This is a genomic window from Paenibacillus kribbensis, assembly GCF_001705305.1.
Lineage (GTDB): Bacteria > Bacillota > Bacilli > Paenibacillales > Paenibacillaceae > Paenibacillus > Paenibacillus kribbensis_B.
On sequence record NZ_MCBP01000009.1, the window covers coordinates 192,191 to 211,518 of the forward strand.

The window sequence follows — 19,328 nt, forward strand, 5'->3', positions numbered from 1 at the left end:
AGAGATGACAGAGATCAAAAGAACATTTCCGAAGGGTTTTTTATGGGGTGGAGCGGTAGCTGCTAACCAGGTAGAGGGAGCCTGGAATGTCGATGGCAAAGGGATATCTACAGCAGATATGGCTATTTACAAAAGAAATGTGAGCAAAAGTGATTACAAAAAACACAATTCCATCACCGAGGAGCATATCCAAAAGGCGATGCAGGACACGTCAGATCGCGATTATCCCAAACGCCAGGGAATTGATTTTTATCACCGCTATCCTGAAGATTTGGCATTGTTTGGTGAAATGGGCTTTAAAACGCTACGGGTGTCTATTGCATGGACACGCATTTTTCCAAACGGAGATGAGAAGAAGCCCAACGAGGCTGGATTGCAATTTTATGATCGGCTGTTTGATGAAATGCATAAAAATAGGATCGAGCCGCTTGTCACTCTGTCTCACTACGAAATGCCGATGTATCTTGTCAATCATTACGGGGGCTGGACCCAGCGGAAGGTTGTGGATTTCTTCGTTCATTTTTGTAAAACCGTGTTTACAAGATACAAAAACAAAGTAAAACACTGGATCACTTTTAATGAAATCGATAGTATCGTTCGCCATCCGTTTACGAGCGGCGGGATTATACCGGAACGCTTTGAAAATGTAGAGCAGGCGGTTTATCAAGGCTTACATCACCAATTTGTGGCCAGTGCTTTGGCTGTGAAATACTGCCACGAAATTATTCCCGATGCCAAAATCGGCTGTATGTTAACCCGGCTGACGACATATCCGCACACCTGTAATCCGCAGGATATTCTTGCAGCGTTTAAAGATAATCAGTTTAACTATTTTTTCACGGATGTACAGGTTCGTGGCGCGTATCCGCATTATATGAAACGCTTCTTCCGTGAAAAGGAGATTGTGATTGAAAAGCTGGAGAGTGACGATGAAATTTTAAAAATGCATCCGGTGGATTTCATTTCCTTTAGCTACTATATGTCGCTGGTGACCAGTGCAGATAGTGAAGGCATGGAAAAGGTCAGTGGGAATACGATTGGCGGCGTGAAAAATCCTTATCTGGAGACGAGTGATTGGGGATGGCAGGTTGACCCGGTTGGCTTGAGACTTTCCCTGAATGAGCTGTACAGCCGTTATGAAGTGCCGCTGTTTATCGTAGAAAATGGTTTGGGAGCGTACGATCAGGTAGAGGAAGATGGCAGCATTCAGGATGATTACCGGATTGATTACTTCCGTGCTCATTTTGAACAAATGCATGAAGCCATTCTGGACGGGGTTGAACTGATGGGTTACACCAGTTGGGGAGCTATCGATTTGGTCAGCTATTCCTCATCTGAAATGGAAAAAAGATACGGTTTTATATATGTGGACAAAGACAATGACGGTAACGGAACGCTTGAAAGAAAACGGAAAAAAAGCTTCTATTGGTATAAAGAGGTTATCGCCAATAATGGTCTGTAAGAAGAGGATTTTGCAAAATCCTAACAAAATAAATGGGCGTATAGGAACTTTAATGTTCCTGTACGCCTTTTTTAGAGAGATACCCGTACACGCCCGAGAAAAGGGGCTGTTGCTGCATAGGCTGCGCCCAGCATGGTCGAACGGCTGCCAAGCGTGGAAAAACGGATTTGCAGCTGTCGACGGTGATAGGGCAGGGCGCGTTCATCAATTACCTCACGCATACTCTGCTCCAGCCATGGTCTGGCTTCCGCCAGTGGACCGCCGATGATGAGCATGCCGGGGTTGAGGCTGTTCACAATGTTGGTAATGCCCACACCCAAATATCGCCCGATATCACGAAAGACGCTTAACGTATCCGCGTCACCTTGCCGGGCAAACTGCAGTAATTCCGCTGTACTGTGCGCGGGCAGGGAGAGGGTGGGCGCTGTATAGGCTTTTTCCGAAGCGTATAGCTCCCAGCAGCCCCGGCTACCGCAGGAGCAGGAACGTCCGTTCCAGTCAATGGTCATATGACCCGTCTCTCCGGCGTATCCCCAAGCTCCTTGATACGGCTTGCCGTCAATGATAATTCCGGCCCCAATCCCGGACCCTGCACTGATGTAAACCAGATCCCGCACCATCTGCCGATGCTCGCCGTCCATACCATAGTGCAGCTCGCCTTGTGCGCCGACGTTGGCCTCGTTATCCACTACGACGGGCAGGCCAAGCTCTGTCTCAAGCTGCTGCCGCAGTGGGACCTCTTCCCAGCCCAGATTGGGTGCAAACAAAACAGTTCCTGATTCATCCACCATCCCCGGCACCCCCAGCCCAATGCCGACGATGCCATGAGGGGAGGGAGGAGTGACCAGCATGAGCTCCTGAACCAGCTTTCGGATCTGCTCCATGACAAAGGCAGGATCATGCTGCCTCAGGGGGAGGGTAAGCTCTGTCTCAATGGCTCCTGCCAAATCAGTCAGAGCACCCTGGATATAATGCACACTAACCTCGATGCCAAGCACAAAGCCGGCGCGGCTGTTAAACAGCAGCATTAAAGGCTTACGCCCGCCACTGGATTCACCTAATCCCGTTTCATATACAAGTCCCTCGGTGATTAGCTCTGCTACCAGGTTGGATACGGTGGCCTTGTTTAACCCGGTTTGACTTGATAATTGTGCCCGGGATAGCGGGGCATGGAGGCGGATACGCTCCAGCACAATGGATTTATTCAGCTTTTTGACAAGCGCCTGATCGCCGGTGACATTCATGACCTTTTCACTTCCTGTTGGTGTAATTCCCGATATTATATCATAAAAACAAACTTAGTTTAAGCAATAGACAAAGTTATTTATCTGTGCTAGAATCGTTTTTGTAAACGGTTACTATAACGATTGCTACAAAGGAGGAACTTATTGATGGCTTATTTCGAGCAGGTATCCAAAATTAATTTTGAGGGCAAGCAATCCAATAATCCTTTTGCATTTAAATTTTATAATCCACAGGAAGTTGTGGCCGGGAAAACGATGGAAGAGCATTTGCGTTTTAGCATGGCCTATTGGCATACACTCGTCGCAGGCGGCTCCGATCCATTCGGGGTAGAGACAGCGGAACGCCCGTGGTCCAAGTTTACCGGGCTGGACTTGGCGAAGGCTCGTGTGGAAGCTGCCTTTGAGCTGCTGGATAAGCTGAATCTGCCTTATTTTGCTTTCCACGATGTGGATATTGCCCCGGAAGGCGCTTCCCTGAAGGAATTTTACAGCAATCTGGATACGATTGTAGATCTGATAGAGGAGCATATGAAGGCTATGGGGAAAAAGCTGCTGTGGAACACAGCGAACATGTTTAGCCATCCTCGTTATTTGCATGGAGCTGCGACAACCTGCAATGCGGATGTATACGCACATGCAGCCGCCCAGATTAAAAAGGGCCTGGAAGTAGGCAAGCGCTTGGGCGCAGACAATTATGTTTTCTGGGGCGGCCGTGAAGGCTACGAAACTCTGCTGAATACGGATATGAAGCTGGAGCAGGATAATTTGGGCCGTATGTTCCATATGGCTGTGGACTATGCGCGTGAAATCGGCTTTGACGCTCAGTTCCTGATCGAGCCTAAACCGAAGGAGCCAACCAAGCATCAATATGATTTTGATGCGGCGACGACGATTGCTTTCCTGCAAAAATACGATCTGGATCAGCATTTCAAGCTGAATCTGGAAGCTAACCATGCGACTCTGGCGGGCCATACCTTTGATCATGAGCTGCGTGTGGCACGGATTAACGGTATGCTGGGATCACTGGATGCCAACCAGGGAGATTTGATGCTGGGCTGGGACACGGACGAATTCCCGGTTGATCTGTATGATGCGACCCTGACCATGTATGAAGTGCTGCAAAACGAAGGCCTGGGCCGTGGCGGTATCAACTTTGATGCCAAGGTGCGCAGAGCATCGTTTGAGCCAGAGGATTTGTTCCTCGCACACATCGCAGGGATGGATACGTATGCGAAAGGCTTGAAGATCGCCGCCAAACTGATCGAGGATCGTGTGTTTGAAGACTTTATCGAGAAGCGCTACAGCAGCTTTAAAGAAGGCATTGGAGCAGACATCGTATCCGGTAAAGCAACGCTTGCTTCGCTGGCTGAATATGCACTGGCGAACGAAGCACCACGCAAAAACGCGTCCGGTCGTCAGGAATATTTGAAGGCGACATTAAACCAATACATTTTGGCGGATTAAAACCAGAATCTATAGATCAAATCATGGATACATGGTAGCAGGGAAGGAGGAACTTCGATGCAAAAAGAGCCACAACAGGAGCAGGAGCGGTATGTCATCGGCGTCGATCTAGGGACCAGCGCAGTCAAAACGGTATTGGTCAACCGCAAGGGACAAGTGGCTTATGAAGCTTCCCAGTCATATCCACTCCATCAGCCTAAGGCAGGGTACAGTGAGCAGCATCCTGAGGACTGGGTCCGTGGTACGTTAGCATCTCTGGAGGAGCTTGTGGAAAAGGCCGGAATCGGCGGTACAGATGCCGTGGACGGCATTAGCTTTTCGGGGCAGATGCACGGGCTTGTGTTGACGGACAAGGACGGCCAAGTGCTGCGTCCGGCTATTCTGTGGAATGACACGCGCACAACGGCACAATGTCGCCGCATTGAAGAAAAGCTCGGGCCGGAGCTGCTGAGCATCGCACGCAATCGCGCGCTGGAGGGCTTCACGCTGCCCAAGCTGCTGTGGGTGCAGGAGCATGAGCCGGACGTGCTGGCGCGTGCAGCGTATTTTATGCTGCCGAAGGATTATGTGCGATACCGTCTGACCGGAAAGCTGGCGACGGAGTATTCGGATGCAGCCGGTACGCTGCTGCTGGATGTTGCTCAAAAGCAGTGGAGCCAGGAGATCGCCGCTGCTTTTGAATTGCCGTTGTCGTTGTTCCCGCCGCTGGTGGAATCCTTTGACCAGACGGGTACGCTCCTGCCGGAGATTGCGGAGCAGAGCGGACTTTCGCCTGAAACAAAGGTGTATGCGGGGGGTGCAGACAACGCATGTGGCGCGATTGGTGCAGGCATTTTAAGCGAAGGCCGCACCATGTGCAGCATCGGCACCTCGGGCGTTGTGCTTTCCTATGAGGAGCGCAAGGATATTGATGTGCAGGGACGGGCGCATTTTTTTAATCATAGTGAGCAGGATGCCTATTATATCATGGGAGTTACACTCGCGGCCGGGTACAGCCTAACCTGGTTTAAGGAAACCTTTGCGCCGGGGCTTTCTTTTGATGCGCTGCTGGAAGATGTCAGCTCTGTGGAGCCAGGCAGCCGCGGACTGCTGTTTACGCCTTATATCGTCGGCGAGCGTACCCCTCATCCGGATGCAACCATCCGGGGCAGCTTTATCGGAATGGATGCGGGGCATGGGCTTGCGCATTTTACACGGGCGGTGCTGGAGGGAATTACGTTTTCGCTCAAGGAATCCATTGATATTCTCAGAGGCACGGGCAAAACGGTGAAAGAAGTCATTTCCATCGGCGGTGGAGCCCGTAACGAGGCGTGGCTGCAAATGCAGGCCGATATTTTCAATGCGGATATCATCAAGCTGGAGAGCGAGCAGGGGCCTGCCCTGGGAGCAGCCATGCTGGCTGCATACGGCAGCGGCTGGTTTGCATCGCTGCAAGCGTGTGCTGAAACATTTCTGCGCGAGGCTGCGAGATATTCACCGAACCCGGAGCATGTGGCTCGGTATGAAGGTTTGTATGAGCTGTATCGTGTAGTTTACCCGCACACGCGGGAGCTCAACGAACATTTGGCGAAATATCGCTGAATATACGGTAAGGTTGAGAGAAAACGAAGGGAATCAAGATTACGATCTGCTTGTGTAACAGTCATTCGTACAAATCTTTCCCAACCTTAACATGAAATGAAGAAGCGGTTTCGGGTGCATATAGACCCGAATCCGCTTTTTTATTTTTATTGAAAAAGAAACCGTTTACTTCGAAAGCATAACAGTATACAATAAATTCGTACCAATGAATTTGTACCAATGAATTGTAATTATAATGATGAATATGGAGGTTGTGTAATGCTTACTAACGATGTGGAAGAATTGCAAATGAGAGTCTTCGGCTTGATATCCGGTGCAGGAGAGGCCAAATCCAATTTTTATGAAGCACTAGAGATGGCTCGCCTTGGTAAATACGATGAAGCGGAACAATGCAAGAAGAATGGTCAACAAGCTTTGAAGCAAGCCCATAGAGTACAGACGGACTTAATTACAGAAGAAGCGAGCGGTAACAAGACTGAGGTCGGAATCTTAATGGTACATGCCCAGGATCATCTGATGAACACAATTTTGGTGAAGGAATTGCTCGATCAACTGATTACGATGCAAAAAGAAATCAACGTACTTAAACAACAATTGGAGGTTGTGAAGCATGGTTAAAATCGGATTGTTCTGTTCGGCTGGAATGTCTACCAGTATGCTGGTGAGCAAGATGAAGAACGAAGCGAAGAGTAAGGGAATTGATGCAGAAATCAACGCCTATCCGGAATCTGAGCTGGAGCAGGTTGTAGATTCGATTGATGTTGCGCTGCTCGGACCGCAGGTCAAATTCCTGTTAAAGAAAGCCGAAGCCATATGTGCTCCGAAGTCCATTCCCGTCGAAGTCATCAACCCCGTGGATTACGGTATGATGAACGGCGCTAAAGTATTAGAGCAAGCCCTGTCATTAGCCAGTAAATAGAAGTAAGGAGTGACAACATGAAATTTCCACATGATTTTCTGTTCGGCGCGGCATCCGCAGCTTATCAGATCGAAGGTGCCTGGAACGAAGATGGCAAAGGCATAACCAATTGGGACGCCTTTTCCAAGATTCCCGGCAAGACGTTCGAGGGTACCAACGGAGATGTTGCGATCGACCATTATCACAGATATCCGGAAGATATTAAGCTCATGGCGGAGATGGGACTGGAATCGTATCGATTCTCTATCTCTTGGGCTCGAATCATTCCAGATGGAGATGGCGCGATTAACGAGAAAGGCATTCAATTCTACAACAACATTATTGACGAATGTCTGAAATACGGCATTGTACCTTTTGTTACGCTGTATCACTGGGATTTACCGCAGGCTTTAGAGGACAAGGGCGGATGGATTAACAAAGACATTGTGAACGCTTTCGCAAGGTACGCTGAGATCTGTTACAAGGCCTTCGGAGACCGGGTGAAGCACTGGATTACCTTTAACGAGACGGTTGTTTTCTGTACTCTAGGGTATTTGAACGGCGCACATCCTCCAGGGTATGTGAATGATGCGAAGAAATATTTTCAGGCGACACATCACGTATTCGTGGCTCATGCCAGAGTGATACAGATCTATAAAAGCTTGAAGCAATACGGTGAGATCGGCATTACTCATGTGTTCAATCCCGCCTACGGTGTAGATGAGAAGGAGGAGAATCAGCAAGCGGCGTTTCATGCAAACAACTATCAGACCTTCTGGTATTACGATCCCATTTTGAAGGGAGAATATCCCACATACGTGATTGACGCTCTGCGAGAAAAAGAATTGACTCCTGACTGGAATGAAGAGGAACTTGCTCTGCTGAGAGAAATGGCCGGCAACAACGATTTCATCGGACTTAACTATTACCAGCCTGCACGTGTAATCAAGATTGATGAGCCCGCTGAGTCCATAGCGATGGATCGCGATAAGTCTACAGGCAGACCCGGTAACCCTTCCTTCGATAGCTATTACCGGACAGTCATGATGGATGACAAGGTATATACCAAATGGGGCTGGGAGATCTCGGCTGAAGGGTTTATGCAGGGTCTTCGGATGATCAAGGATCGTTACGGAGATGTGAAGCTTTACATTACGGAAAACGGGCTGGGTGATGAAGATCCTATCATCGAGGGTGAGATCGTCGATGTGCCGCGGATCAAATATATCGAGGAGCATCTAAGAGCCGTCAAGCTCGCGATCCAGGAAGGCATTAACCTCAAAGGTTATTATGCATGGTCTGTAATTGACCTGCTAAGTTGGCTCAACGGCTATAAGAAACAATATGGATTCATCTATGTAGACCATAAGAACAATCTGGAACGGCGCAAGAAGCTGTCCTTTCATTGGTACAAACACATCATTGCAACACGGGGAGAAGAGCTATAAAGCTCTTTTCCCTCTCATGCAAGCATATCAATGTTCTCGCATCTTTATGTAAGGGTTTTCTATGGATTCAGGATTCTTATTATAGGTCGCATGATCAGCTTATCTTAGACATCATATCGGAGGAATACTATATGAACAGACTCGAGAGACTTTTCGAGAAGCTAATGCCTGCATTCGCTAAATTTTCAAATTTTAAAGCTATTATTGCACTTAAAGACGGCTTCGTACTCACCATGCCGCTTACCCTGATTGGTTCCATCTTCATGTTGATTGCCAACTTGCCTATCAGCAACTGGAATGAGATCATGACCGGATTCTTCGGACCGGACTGGGCAGCACCCCTGAATCAGGTTACAGGGGCTACCTTCGACATTATTGCTTTAATTGGTGTTTTTGGTATCGCTTACTCTTATGTGAAGAGCAATAATATCGAAGCGGTTCCTGCCGGAATCATTGGCATTATCTCTTTCCTGATTGTTACAAACTCCTTCGTACTCAGTGAGGCTGGTGACAAAATTGGCGGCGTCATTCCGAAGACTTGGACAGGCGGTCAAGGCATGATTACTTCCATTCTGGTAGGCCTGGCTGTAGGAGCCATTTATTCATGGTTCATGAAGAGAAATATTCGCATTAAACTGCCGGAAAGCGTACCTACTGGTGTATCCAATGCATTCTCCGCTCTCATCCCTGGTTTCGCTATTATGCTGTTATCCATGATGATGTACATCATTTGTGATCAGCTTCAAGGTATATCCATGACCGAGATTATCTATCAAGTTCTACAAATTCCTATGCAAAATCTATCCGACACATTACCAGGTATCATCGTAATCATGGCTCTTATCTCCATCTTCTGGTGGTTTGGATTACATGGTCCGAATATCGTAATGGGCATTATGGCTCCCATCCTGACCTCCAATGCTCTGGCTAATCAGGCCGTTCTAGATGCAGGTCAAGCCCTAACAGTAGGGGAAAATGCCAAGATTGTTACGGTCCAAGTCGTCGATATTTATGCAAAATTCGGTGGAGCCGGCATAACCTTGGGATTCATTTTTGCAGCTTTATTTGTAGCCAGATCGCAGCAGGTCAAGCAGTTATCCAAGATGTCACTCGTACCGGGTCTCTTCAACATCAATGAGCCCATGATTTTCGGTCTTCCAATTGTGTTCAACCCGTTGATGCTAATCCCATTTGTAACGGTTCCGGTGTTAGCTACATTGATGACCTATTTCTCCGTACTTACAGGTTTTGTCGCACCGTTCAATGCCGTTCAGGTTCCATGGACAACTCCGCCGTTCATATCCGGATTCATTCTGTCTGGCTGGCAAGGTGTCGTACTACAACTCGCTATTCTGATCGTTGCCGTAGTCGTCTATTATCCGTTTGTTAAGATGCTGGATAAGGTTAGTGTGGCACAAGAACAACCCACGACGGAGCAAGCTGTGTAACTTGATTTATAGGGGCTCCTAATCCAACTTCAATAAAGAGATGAGGGTTATCTTTACAATAGTCTTTAAAATCTATACTATATGTAGGGATAGCCTCATCTAAAACTCAATGAAGATAGATATCGTTGTAATCAAAGATCGGCGCTGAGGGAAGGTAACGCATAATATGACTTTAAAATATAAAATGGTTGTAGAGCAGATGGAGCAAGAAATTTTGGACGGCAAATATGCACCTAATACCAAATTACCTACCGAAGAGGAACTGATGAAGAAGTTCGATGTCAGTCGCAATACCATTCGCAAAGCTATCGATATACTGGCGGAGGACGGGTACATTTATCAGGTTCAGGGCAGCGGAATTTTTCTCAGGGAATTCTCCAGACCGGGCTGCATATCCATCAAAAATATGATTGGCTTAACCAGAGAATTTGCACAAGATGAGCTAACCAGTACTCTGCTACAGTTGGACTTGCTTGAAGCAGATGACGAGCTCGCGGAGCAATTGAAATGTGCCGTGAACACAAAGGTATACTATGTTAAACGGGTGAGAAACCTTAATGGGATGCCATTTGTCATTGAGGAATCTTATTTTAACAAGGACATTATCTTGTATCTGGACAAAGAAATTTGTAACCACTCCATCTACAATTATATCTCGCAAGATCTGAAGCTTAACGTTGGATTCACAGATAAGGTTATTTCGAGTGAGAAACTAGATGATTATGATGCATCGCTGCTCGACCTGCAACCCGGTGATCCTACATTAATCGTAGAAAATAAGGTGTTCTTAAATACGGGTGTGGTATTCAGCACCTCACGGGAAAAGTATCGCTATGATAAAATCAAGTTGCTGTCATTGACTACCAAATAAATCCGGTTTAAATCGGTCTGAATGGAAGCTAAAGTCCAGAAAAAAAACTTGGCAACTATCTCCTGCAACATAGTAGGAAGTAGTTGCCAAGTTTTTTGTTGTCCACTCAAATGTTATGACTAGCCTTTGGGTATAGTAGTCGTCTTTCTATGATGCTCATCCACAGCACTAGTGGCACAGCCCGGACATGACTTGCTTGATGAGCACCCGGAACAGGCGCCTTGGCGGCTTTTTCGCACAAAGCGTACCAATACCCATGCGCTATAACCAAGGATCACCAGTAAAATGATAACATTGATCATGGTATCCACTTCCTTTTATGTTCATAGGGCCTTGCTTTAACCCCAGCCTAACAATTTGCCACCCTGATAAATGAAAACGGTGATGATATATGCAACAGTCAAAGGATAAATGATAGAAAATGCAGTCCAGCGCCAGGAAAGGGTCTCTTTGCGAATGACCGCTACCGTCGCCAGACACGGCACATACAACAGAATGAACACCATAAAGCTAAAGGAAGCAAGCGGTGTAAAAGCATGACTCACCTGCAGCTCCAATCCCTGCATATCGGGAACGTGGTAAATGATATTCATCGTCGATACGACAACCTCCTTGGCCATAAAGCCTGTGAGCAGGGACGCCCCTGCTTGCCAGGTGCCAAAACCGAGAGGAGCCAATATGGGCGCAAACCATCCTCCAATCGTGGCGAGCAAGCTGTCATTCATTTCGGCACCAAAGCCCTGCGGCCCGAAATTGGACAACAGCCAGATGCCGACGGAGCCGGCAAGAATAATCGTTCCGGCCTTGCGGACGAAGCCTTTGACCTTTTCCCATGTGCTGCGAAACAGGGTAAGAGCTTGCGGTATCCGATAGGGAGGGAGCTCGACGATAAAGAGGGACGGCTCGCCCGACAAAATGGATACCTTGGAAAAAATTTTGGCAAGTATAAGCGACACGGTAATTCCTAGTACGTACATCAGCATAATAACGCTGGCCGCATGTGTCGGGAAAAACACTCCCGCGAACAATGCATATACCGGCAGGCGGGCCGAACATGACATAAATGGCACCAGCAGCGTTGTAATAAGGCGTTCTCTGGGCTGCTCAATGGTGCGTGCCGCCATAATCGCCGGAACATTGCAGCCAAATCCGATGATAAAGGGAATGAAGCTTTTCCCGTTCAAGCCAACAGCCTGCATCAGCCGATCCATTAATATCGTGACCCGTGCCATATATCCGGAATCCTCAATTACGGAGATGATCAGGAATAAAATAGCGATCTGCGGCAGAAACACGAGTACGCCCCCGACGCCTGCCACGATACCGTCCACGACCAGACTTTGCGTAAAAGCAGATGCATTCCATTGCACAAGCACCTCAGAGATCCAGATGCTGAGTGTCTCTGAAAAGAATCCGTCCAGCATATCTGAAAGGACCGTACCCGCCCAATCGAAGGTGAACTTGAAGGTAGCGTACATCAGCAGCAAAAAGATCGGAAGCCCCAGATATCGATGGGTTAGCACTGCGTCCAGCTTATCTGTCAGACTGTGCGGCTTGAACTTGGAGGTATCGAGCGCCTTGGTGCATAGATCAGTGATCCATGCTGCACGTACAGAACGGATATGCTGGGCAGGGGTGGCTGCATAGCCTTCGCCGAGAAGGTCTTCCCCGCAACGCTGGATACGTGCAGTTACCTTTTCACGCTGCACCTCAGTGGTCATCCATTCCATAACGACAGGATTGTTTTCCAGACATTGCAGTGCGGCCCATCGCAGTTGCGGTATAGGTGCATCCGTCAGCAGGCTGCTAATATCAGTAATGGCGGCTTCGACGGCGGGGCCGTAATCCAGTTGGAAATTATTCGATGTACGCCGTACCTCTCGAAGAGTGGCAAGCATTTGCTTGCTTCCGCTGCCTGTGCGGGCCACCATCGGAATGATAGGAACGTTCAATTGCTCAGCCAGCAATTCTTTGTTTACACGAAGACCCGTCGCATCGGCTACGTCGGTCATGTTTAAACCGAGTACAAGCGGGCGGCCATACTCCAGTAGCTGTACGGTCAGATACAGATTTCGCTGGAGCTGGGAGGCATCCACGATGTTAATGAGGGCCGCGGGCGGTTCTTCCAGCAAATAACGGGTTGCGACACCCTCATCCAGCGAAAGTGGAAGCAAGGAATACGCACCCGGCAAATCCACCAAAACGGCAGACTTGTCGCGCAGAAGCCCTGTTTTCTTTTCCACCGTGACCCCGGACCAGTTGCCTACCTCAGCATACGTACGAGTCAGCTTGTTGAATAATGAGGTTTTTCCTGTGTTGGGATTGCCGAACAGAGCGATCATGTCCATGTTGGGACGACCTCCAGTTGCTTCACCTGATTTTGACGGAGGCCAACCAGTTGACCATTGCATTCAATGACAATAGGACCGCCCAACAAACTGATTTTTTTTAATCGTATAATGGAACCTTCGTCAATGCCCATGTCCGTTAGACGGCGGCGCAATGAGGGATGAAGAGAGGCAAGAGATTGCAAGCGCACAGTCTGGCCGGGTGGAGTACGAAGGAGTGAGATACATTCTGGCATGGTGCTCAGCCTTTCCAATGTAGAATGAGAATCAATATCATTTACTTCCGATGCAAGTACCATATCATAAGAAGTGCTTTGTTGCTGTGATAAAATTCGCTGTGGACGACCATGAACATCTATTGTTCAGCCTGTTAAAAAAGCACGTACGATGTCACAACCTGCTGCTGGTCGGGCCTTTACTCGTCTGCAACCGACAAAACTAGAGCGTTTGGGGCAACTGTTTTTATGGTAAGATAGAGCTGTTAACAACTATGTTAAGAAGGGCAGGAACGCTCTGTATGAACAGAAAAATCGGGGTTAGGCTTGTAAAATGTCTGGTTGCAGGTACAGCGCTGGCTGTGTTGCTGCCGCAGGCTGTGGAGTGGAGCAGCAGCGTATATGCGGCGTCGGTCAAGCCGACTTCATCCGTATCGTCGCAGCAGCTTCAAAATAAGCTTTTACAGGCCATGGATACACGGAGTGAAACGCTGACCTTTACATATCAAGGGCGGGTGAACGGTCTCAAGCAGCAGTTGGAGACGGCCATTCAACAGGCCATGGAGAGCGATCCGTATGTGAATTATACGATCAAAAGCTACGCATTCAGCTATACTGGCACCACCACGTCCGCTCAGGTCACGATTCGTTTGAGCTACCGCGAGACGAAGGAACAGACGGCCTACGTGGATAGCACCGTTCAATCCGTGCTGGGGGATATCATTACGAAGGGCATGACCGATCATGAGAAGGTGAAGGCCATTCATGACTGGATTGTGGTTCGTCTGAAATACGATGAAACACAGCAAAAGTACACCGCCTATGATGGTCTGAAAACCGGGAGCACCGTCTGTCAGGGCTATTCACTGTTGGCGTACAAAATGCTGGAACGAGCAGGGATTACAAACCGGATTGTAGAAGGAAGAGCAGGGGGCCAACTGCATGCATGGAATCTTGTTTTGCTGGATGGTCACTGGTATCACATGGATACGACCTGGGATGATCCAACCCCGGATCGCGGGAACGAGGTAAGCACTTCCTATTATCTGCTGACCGATTCCGAAATGCGCCGGGACCACTCATGGGTTAAACCGTATCCTCAGGCGAACACATCGTATCGGCAGACCTTATCAGCAATGATCGCTGCGGGAGGACCAAAGGCCGCTGTGTATCAAAAGCTGTATAATAACCTGGAATATCCGCTCCAGGACGGCAAGGGTTTGGTTAACTCATCGGCCGACATCAAGGAGCAGGTTCGCACGGCTATAAATAAAGGGGGGGCGACGCTTACCTTCGGATATCAGGGAACAGAGCGAAGCCTCAAGGAAGATTTGCAGCCATTGTATCAGCTCGGTTTGAAGTCCATTTCCTATCAGATTACGAATTTAGGCAGTACCGGGAATCTTCGTGTAACGCTGAGATGGACCTAATCATCTTGCAGTAAAAAAGCTACACTACTGAAGGAGTATTTTATTGATATGCACAAGCGTTCCTTTACCTATTTGCTTGGCACGCAGACCATGTCAAATGCGGCCGACATTCTTTATATTATGGCACTTGTATCTCTCGTGTTTCATGAGACGGATTCGATCTTTTCCTCGGTGCTCGTTCCGCTGCTGCGGATGGGAGCACAGATGATCAGCGGCTTTTTGGCGCCGCTGATTTTGGCCCGATTCCAGTTGCCTTTTATTTTATTCGTTTCCCAGCTCGGGCAACTGGCTTTCTTTACTGTTCTGCTGGGCCACCTGTGGTCAGCAGGCACGGAACCGATATGGGCGATTGTGTTTATGATGGTGGCAGCCATGTCCTTTCTGGACGGCTGGACTACGCCTGCACGGAATGCGCTGATTCCTCGTCTTGCCTCCGGAGAAGGGCTGATGCGGGCGAACAGCCTTGTATCGGTCAGTGATCAGACGGTGCAATTGGCGGGATGGGGGCTTAGTGGCGTGCTCGTGGCCATGCTGGGCCCTGAAAAGACGCTGCTGGTGGCTGGCGGACTATATATGATAGCCATGATTTTCACCAGCTTGATCCGAGATCCATTAGAGGGCAAGACCCATTACTTGCTGCAGCCCGGGACACGGGTACGAGACGGGGAGGAGTTGGCGTTCGAAGCTGTGTCTGAGTTGGGGCAAGGACATCATGACCTGCCTCCCGTACAGCTGGAAGAAATGCTTCATGGCCCGGAGTCGGACAGCCCGCCGTTACCTCCGAAGCGTAAAAAAGAAATATTGCGTGAGGGCTGGAGCCTTATCGGAGCCAGTCGAAGGCTCAAAGCGCTTATTTTCATGGATATGATTGACTTGCTGGGGGGATCTGTGTGGGTCGGCGCGTTCACGCTTGCTTTCGCCCAGCAGGTTCTGCACAAGAGCGAGGCTTGGTGGGGATACATTAATGCAGCATATTTCGCGGGCGCGATTGGCGGAGGCTTCGTTGTCCTCGCCTGTGTCAAGCATTTGCAGCGCAGACTGCTGCCCGCCATGCTCGTGGGGATGACAGGCTATGGTCTGCTGACAGCCTGGTATGCTCTGAACACATTACCGCCGCTGACGCTGCTTATCGTGCTGTTGATGGGATTGCCTGCGGAAATGTCCGTCGTATCCCGCCGCACGATGATGCAAATGAGCGTATCTGTGCATGATTTGCCCAAGGTTCTGTCGGCCCAGGCCACACTAACCAGCCTGACCTTTTGCATTTCGCTGCTCTTAATGGGCTGGATTGCAGATCATCTGGGCATCGTTAATTTGTACTTGTTTTCCTCATTATTGACACTGATCGCTGTAATTTATGGCATCTTCAGTCGACGTGCCTTAGCTACGTCTTTAACAGCTGCAGTAGCCGCAGCTCCTTCCTCCAAATAAAACAAGAAGCCCGTCTCCGGGCATCTATAGGTGAACATGCGACTGAGCGGTCTGGGACCAGAATTACCAGCATGTTTTCCATGATATGTGGAGACGGGCTTTTTACTATTTTATTTATTCGCAGAAGCATCTGAACTCAAATCACATTCTTTTAATGGAACGACTTTGGTGCGTTTGATCCATTTGTAGCCAAACCACAGAATAAGGAACAGTGGCACACTCATGTACGTAGCAATCATCGTTTTCCAGTCGACCTCCTGACCGGTGAAGGCATCCGCACCTTGCCCGATAATAACGATGATACACAGCGCGAAGGCGAACAACGGTCCAAACGGGAACCAGCGTGCTGTGTATGGAAGCTCGCTCAGACTACGGCCTTGTGCCATAAAGGCACGGCGGAAACGATAGTGACTGACCGCAATACCGACCCACGTAATAAATCCGCACATCCCGGAGGCGTTTAGCAGCCAATTGTAGACGACACCGTCCCCGTACAGAGAAGCAAGAAAGGCCAGCATACCGACAGCAGTCGTGATCAGCAAGGCATTCATAGGAATGCCGCGTCGATTGATGTGTCCGAGGAAGCGGGGAGCTTTGCCTTCGCGTGCCAGAGCAAACAGCACACGTGTTGCCGCGTACATCCCCGAGTTGCCTGCTGACAATACGGAGGTCAAAATAACGGCGTTCATGACGGAGGCAGCAATCGCAAGCCCGGCTTTTTCAAACACAAGCGTAAACGGACTGACTCCAATGTCGCTGATATCTCCCCGCAGCAGGTTTGGATTCGTGTAAGGAATGATCAAGCCAATGACGAGAATCGCCAGAATATAAAAGAACAGGATGCGCCAAAAGATTTGGCGAATGGCACGCGGCACGTTCTCGCGTGGATTTTCGCTTTCTCCAGCGGCTACCCCGATCAGCTCTGTTCCCTGAAAGGAAAAGCCCGCAGCCATGAATACACCTAATACGGCGAAGAATCCGCCATGGAACGGAGCGTCTCCGACTGTGAAGTTGGCGAAGCCAACTGCCTTGCCCCCCATAATGCCGAAGATCATCAGCACACCTACAGCCAAAAAGATGACTACAGTCACAATTTTAATCATGGCAAACCAGTATTCAGACTCGCCATAGCCTTTGACGGTCAACGCGTTCAGCGTAAAGATAACAGCCAAAAATAGCAAACTCCACCAGGCGGAGTGGCTTTCCGGGAACCAGTATTTGATCAGCACCGTTGCTGCTGCCAGCTCGGCGGCAATCGTCACCGCCCAGTTGTACCAGAAGTTCCAGCCCATGGCGAAACCGAAAGCCGGATCAACGAAGCGACCTGCATAGGTGTTAAAAGAGCCGGATTCGGGCATGAACGTAGCCAATTCACCGAGGCTGGTCATCAGGAAGTAGACCATGAGTCCGACTGCAGCATAGGCCAGCAGGGCTCCGCCGGGTCCAGCTTCGGCAACCGCGCCTCCACTGGCGAGGAACAGGCCTGTTCCGATGGAGCCCCCGAGGGCGATCATCGTCATATGGCGGGCTTTGAGACTTTTTCGCAAGGTTGCGTCAGGTGTTGCTTTGTGTTGCACGTTCAAACACTCCTTCATGAAATTGTATTTCATGTCAGGGCAAGAGCCAGAAGGAGAGGGAGTATATAAATCAAAAGACCGCAGGGAATACGCCTGCGGTCCTGTCTATGCATTCCGCACCATACCTTCTTCTATAACAAGATAGCTCAACACACGTGTCTGTGTCAGGACATCGCGTGACAGTTCTGCTCCTTTCGGTCAGCAGCCCCAGCATCCGGAGTATTTACAAAGAGTCAGCTCCGCATACTTCGGCGGGTGTACCTTTCCACTGGAATCACAGACGGCTCTTGGCGTCTCCTCCGGTGTACTGATTACATCCGCGACCTCTACCTCATCATAAAACAGGGTTGATGAGGTGTATGACATGATATTTTATTGTATAGCGAACTACAGTATATCGTACCTGTACATCTTCTGACAATCGACAATTTTTTGAATTTGCCGCTGTAAAGTATAAAATCAAGAATTGCGCTTGGCCATCTGCTGCCACACGGTGCCTGCGGCTTGCTCGCCTGACTCGATGCGCTCCAGCGCCATTTTAGCCTGCAGACTGACCTCGAATTCGGGGTCATCGACAGCCTTCTCCAGCGCGTCACGCGCCTCCTCGGTCCCGACCTCGTATAAAAAACGGGCCGCCCGCCAGCGAACCAGCTTGCTGCTATCCGACAGTGCTCCAATCATCGCACCGGTAGCGACCGGATCACCGATGTCCGACAGTGTGTCGCCTGCGGTGCGGCGTACCGCGGCGGAAGGATCGCGCAGCGCCTCGGCCAGCAGCTCCATCGCCTCCGGTGAGCGGATATCGCCCAGATAGACGACACCCAGCCGCCGCAGCTGCATTTTGTCGTCATGCAGCGCTTGCCGGATAAGCGGCAAATGCTCGGGTGTCGGCTCCAGCCGATCCAGCGCGGCGTAGCGTGTGCGCCAATCCTCGTGCTGCAGGGCCTGCTCCAGCTCGGCATCGCTCCATTCGCGGCGCTCCTCCACGAATTCGCTGTTGTTCGCGCCGTGGGCAATCGCCTGCTGGATAATCTGCTCCAGCCGTTCCTGCGGAAAAGCGGCTTCCAGCTCCTGCTCGACCTCACGCGCAATATCCGGCAGCTCACCGTAACGAACGCCGTAATCACTGAGCTTGCGCTCCTTGATCAGCGTAGCACTCGCTACACGTGTAACGGCTTGCACAAAGCGGTCGGACAAGGAAATCCGTTCCTCCTTCTGTCCCGCCTTAACCCGAATTTGCATCGGAAGGCCGCGGAAAAATTGCACAAAGACTTGTGCTTCGCCAAACGCTTCCCCCGAGGTCTCCTCCGGCAAATCCCAGTTGGCGTCAGCGCCTTCCTCGCCCAACTGATCCCGGACTTGACCCAGAATGGTAGACCAATCTGCATTTCCTTTGCGGTCAAGGGCGACAAAATCTGTCGTATGAAACACGCTTTTGACCCCTTCAATGGCCAGCATGCGCCGGATGAATGGGGGGGCGGAACGCTCATTGTCCCGTGTATATGTTCTGCGAATACCTGCTTCCAGTCGTTCATCCAGATGCAGCATCATGGTGTTCGGACTGGGAGTCGGCTCGATAGATGTGATCTTCATAGCTCGGTACAGCCTCCTGTTCAAAAGTTCTCCATATATAGCTTATCTGTATTGTACCTCATTCTATGGATGTCTCCAAAGAGATAGTTTGTAATCTTGAGGAAAATGCAATGACATATCTCACATTAATCGTATAAACATGCCTTGTCTTGTAAGCATGGAGAAAATATTTTCTGATAAACATTCAGCACCAAAGCAGGGTTAAAAATCGGCTGAGTGAACCAAACTGAGAATAGGTTACCAAAATACGCCAAAAGATAAGTGGAGGAGGCGTTCGGATGTTCCGCAAGCAGGAAAGAACGCTCATTATTGTATGTA

Annotated in this window: 16 protein-coding genes and 1 riboswitch; of the genes, 10 read left to right on the plus strand and 6 right to left on the minus strand. The window is 49.5% G+C overall.

What is annotated here, in order from left to right; genetic code table 11:
- Positions 1–4: 4 nt before the first annotated feature.
- Positions 5–1,462, plus strand: a complete 1,458-nt coding sequence (locus tag BAZ21_RS17240; protein ID WP_068503352.1) for a glycoside hydrolase family 1 protein — start codon at positions 5–7, stop codon at positions 1,460–1,462.
- 71 nt (positions 1,463–1,533) lie between these two features.
- Here BAZ21_RS17240 and BAZ21_RS17245 read toward each other — a convergent pair whose 3' ends face one another.
- A complete protein-coding gene (locus BAZ21_RS17245) occupies positions 1,534–2,706 on the minus strand; it encodes an ROK family transcriptional regulator (protein WP_068503355.1) in 1,173 nt (390 codons plus the stop codon).
- 147 nt (positions 2,707–2,853) lie between these two features.
- On the opposite strand from BAZ21_RS17245, the gene xylA reads away from it, so the two are divergent.
- The 7 genes from xylA to BAZ21_RS17280 all read left to right on the plus strand — a co-directional run bounded on the left by xylA (position 2,854) and on the right by BAZ21_RS17280 (position 10,416).
- Complete coding sequence (xylA, locus tag BAZ21_RS17250; protein WP_068503357.1) at positions 2,854–4,170, plus strand: xylose isomerase; 1,317 nt, start codon at positions 2,854–2,856, stop codon at positions 4,168–4,170.
- 57 nt (positions 4,171–4,227) lie between these two features.
- Entirely contained in the window at positions 4,228–5,751 is a 1,524-nt protein-coding gene (gene xylB, locus BAZ21_RS17255) for a xylulokinase (RefSeq protein ID WP_068503360.1), read from the plus strand.
- A 258-nt stretch (positions 5,752–6,009) separates the two neighbouring features.
- Positions 6,010–6,369 carry a PTS lactose/cellobiose transporter subunit IIA gene (locus BAZ21_RS17260; RefSeq protein ID WP_068503363.1) on the plus strand — a complete coding sequence of 120 codons (360 nt, stop codon included), beginning with the start codon at positions 6,010–6,012 and terminating at the stop codon, positions 6,367–6,369.
- Positions 6,362–6,670 carry a PTS sugar transporter subunit IIB gene (locus tag BAZ21_RS17265; RefSeq protein WP_068503366.1) on the plus strand — a complete coding sequence of 103 codons (309 nt, stop codon included), beginning with the start codon at positions 6,362–6,364 and terminating at the stop codon, positions 6,668–6,670. The genes BAZ21_RS17260 and BAZ21_RS17265 overlap by 8 nt, the downstream gene beginning before the upstream one ends.
- 17 nt (positions 6,671–6,687) lie before the next feature.
- Positions 6,688–8,097: a GH1 family beta-glucosidase gene (locus BAZ21_RS17270; RefSeq protein ID WP_068503368.1), complete on the plus strand. Its 1,410-nt coding sequence runs from the start codon at positions 6,688–6,690 to the stop codon at positions 8,095–8,097.
- Positions 8,098–8,228: 131 nt separating this feature from the next.
- On the plus strand, positions 8,229–9,545 hold the full coding sequence (locus BAZ21_RS17275; RefSeq protein ID WP_068503371.1) for a PTS sugar transporter subunit IIC: 1,317 nt from the start codon (positions 8,229–8,231) through the stop codon (positions 9,543–9,545).
- 166 nt (positions 9,546–9,711) lie between these two features.
- Positions 9,712–10,416 (plus strand): GntR family transcriptional regulator, encoded by a 705-nt coding sequence (locus tag BAZ21_RS17280; RefSeq protein ID WP_068503373.1) that lies wholly within the window; start codon positions 9,712–9,714, stop codon positions 10,414–10,416.
- A 119-nt stretch (positions 10,417–10,535) separates the two neighbouring features.
- Here the strand turns inward: BAZ21_RS17280 and BAZ21_RS28025 are convergent, their stop codons facing one another.
- From BAZ21_RS28025 to BAZ21_RS28030, 3 genes are read right to left on the minus strand one after another with little or no spacing between them, the layout of a single operon-like run.
- Positions 10,536–10,718, minus strand: a complete 183-nt coding sequence (locus BAZ21_RS28025) for a FeoB-associated Cys-rich membrane protein (protein WP_084011732.1) — start codon at positions 10,716–10,718, stop codon at positions 10,536–10,538.
- Positions 10,719–10,754: 36 nt separating this feature from the next.
- Positions 10,755–12,764 carry a ferrous iron transport protein B gene (gene feoB / locus BAZ21_RS17285; protein ID WP_068503376.1) on the minus strand — a complete coding sequence of 670 codons (2,010 nt, stop codon included), beginning with the start codon at positions 12,762–12,764 and terminating at the stop codon, positions 10,755–10,757.
- Positions 12,755–13,063 carry a FeoA family protein gene (locus BAZ21_RS28030; RefSeq protein WP_256021577.1) on the minus strand — a complete coding sequence of 103 codons (309 nt, stop codon included), beginning with the start codon at positions 13,061–13,063 and terminating at the stop codon, positions 12,755–12,757. The genes feoB and BAZ21_RS28030 overlap by 10 nt, the downstream gene beginning before the upstream one ends.
- A 218-nt stretch (positions 13,064–13,281) precedes the next feature.
- On the opposite strand from BAZ21_RS28030, the gene BAZ21_RS17290 reads away from it, so the two are divergent.
- Together BAZ21_RS17290 and BAZ21_RS17295 are read left to right on the plus strand one after the other, a co-directional pair.
- Positions 13,282–14,409 (plus strand): transglutaminase domain-containing protein, encoded by a 1,128-nt coding sequence (locus BAZ21_RS17290; protein WP_068503378.1) that lies wholly within the window; start codon positions 13,282–13,284, stop codon positions 14,407–14,409.
- A 48-nt stretch (positions 14,410–14,457) separates the two neighbouring features.
- A complete protein-coding gene (locus tag BAZ21_RS17295) occupies positions 14,458–15,840 on the plus strand; it encodes an MFS transporter (protein ID WP_068503382.1) in 1,383 nt (460 codons plus the stop codon).
- Positions 15,841–15,950: 110 nt separating this feature from the next.
- Here BAZ21_RS17295 and BAZ21_RS17300 read toward each other — a convergent pair whose 3' ends face one another.
- Together BAZ21_RS17300 and BAZ21_RS17305 are read right to left on the minus strand one after the other, a co-directional pair.
- On the minus strand, positions 15,951–17,417 hold the full coding sequence (locus BAZ21_RS17300) for an amino acid permease (RefSeq protein ID WP_068503385.1): 1,467 nt from the start codon (positions 17,415–17,417) through the stop codon (positions 15,951–15,953).
- A 134-nt stretch (positions 17,418–17,551) separates the two neighbouring features.
- Positions 17,552–17,754: riboswitch (Lysine riboswitch) on the minus strand.
- Between the two features lie 122 nt (positions 17,755–17,876).
- Complete coding sequence (locus tag BAZ21_RS17305; protein ID WP_068503388.1) at positions 17,877–19,010, minus strand: virulence factor; 1,134 nt, start codon at positions 19,008–19,010, stop codon at positions 17,877–17,879.
- Between the last annotated feature and the right edge of the window lie 318 nt (positions 19,011–19,328).

Coding starts and splice junctions, on each gene's coding strand:
- BAZ21_RS17240 (WP_068503352.1), top strand. CDS start 5: ATGACAGAGATCAAAAGAACATTTCCGAAGGGTTTTTTATGGGGTGGA.
- BAZ21_RS17245 (WP_068503355.1), bottom strand. CDS start 2,706: ATGAATGTCACCGGCGATCAGGCGCTTGTCAAAAAGCTGAATAAATCC.
- xylA (WP_068503357.1), top strand. CDS start 2,854: ATGGCTTATTTCGAGCAGGTATCCAAAATTAATTTTGAGGGCAAGCAA.
- xylB (WP_068503360.1), top strand. CDS start 4,228: ATGCAAAAAGAGCCACAACAGGAGCAGGAGCGGTATGTCATCGGCGTC.
- BAZ21_RS17260 (WP_068503363.1), top strand. CDS start 6,010: ATGCTTACTAACGATGTGGAAGAATTGCAAATGAGAGTCTTCGGCTTG.
- BAZ21_RS17265 (WP_068503366.1), top strand. CDS start 6,362: ATGGTTAAAATCGGATTGTTCTGTTCGGCTGGAATGTCTACCAGTATG.
- BAZ21_RS17270 (WP_068503368.1), top strand. CDS start 6,688: ATGAAATTTCCACATGATTTTCTGTTCGGCGCGGCATCCGCAGCTTAT.
- BAZ21_RS17275 (WP_068503371.1), top strand. CDS start 8,229: ATGAACAGACTCGAGAGACTTTTCGAGAAGCTAATGCCTGCATTCGCT.
- BAZ21_RS17280 (WP_068503373.1), top strand. CDS start 9,712: ATGACTTTAAAATATAAAATGGTTGTAGAGCAGATGGAGCAAGAAATT.
- BAZ21_RS28025 (WP_084011732.1), bottom strand. CDS start 10,718: ATGATCAATGTTATCATTTTACTGGTGATCCTTGGTTATAGCGCATGG.
- feoB (WP_068503376.1), bottom strand. CDS start 12,764: ATGGACATGATCGCTCTGTTCGGCAATCCCAACACAGGAAAAACCTCA.
- BAZ21_RS28030 (WP_256021577.1), bottom strand. CDS start 13,063: ATGGTACTTGCATCGGAAGTAAATGATATTGATTCTCATTCTACATTG.
- BAZ21_RS17290 (WP_068503378.1), top strand. CDS start 13,282: ATGAACAGAAAAATCGGGGTTAGGCTTGTAAAATGTCTGGTTGCAGGT.
- BAZ21_RS17295 (WP_068503382.1), top strand. CDS start 14,458: ATGCACAAGCGTTCCTTTACCTATTTGCTTGGCACGCAGACCATGTCA.
- BAZ21_RS17305 (WP_068503388.1), bottom strand. CDS start 19,010: ATGAAGATCACATCTATCGAGCCGACTCCCAGTCCGAACACCATGATG.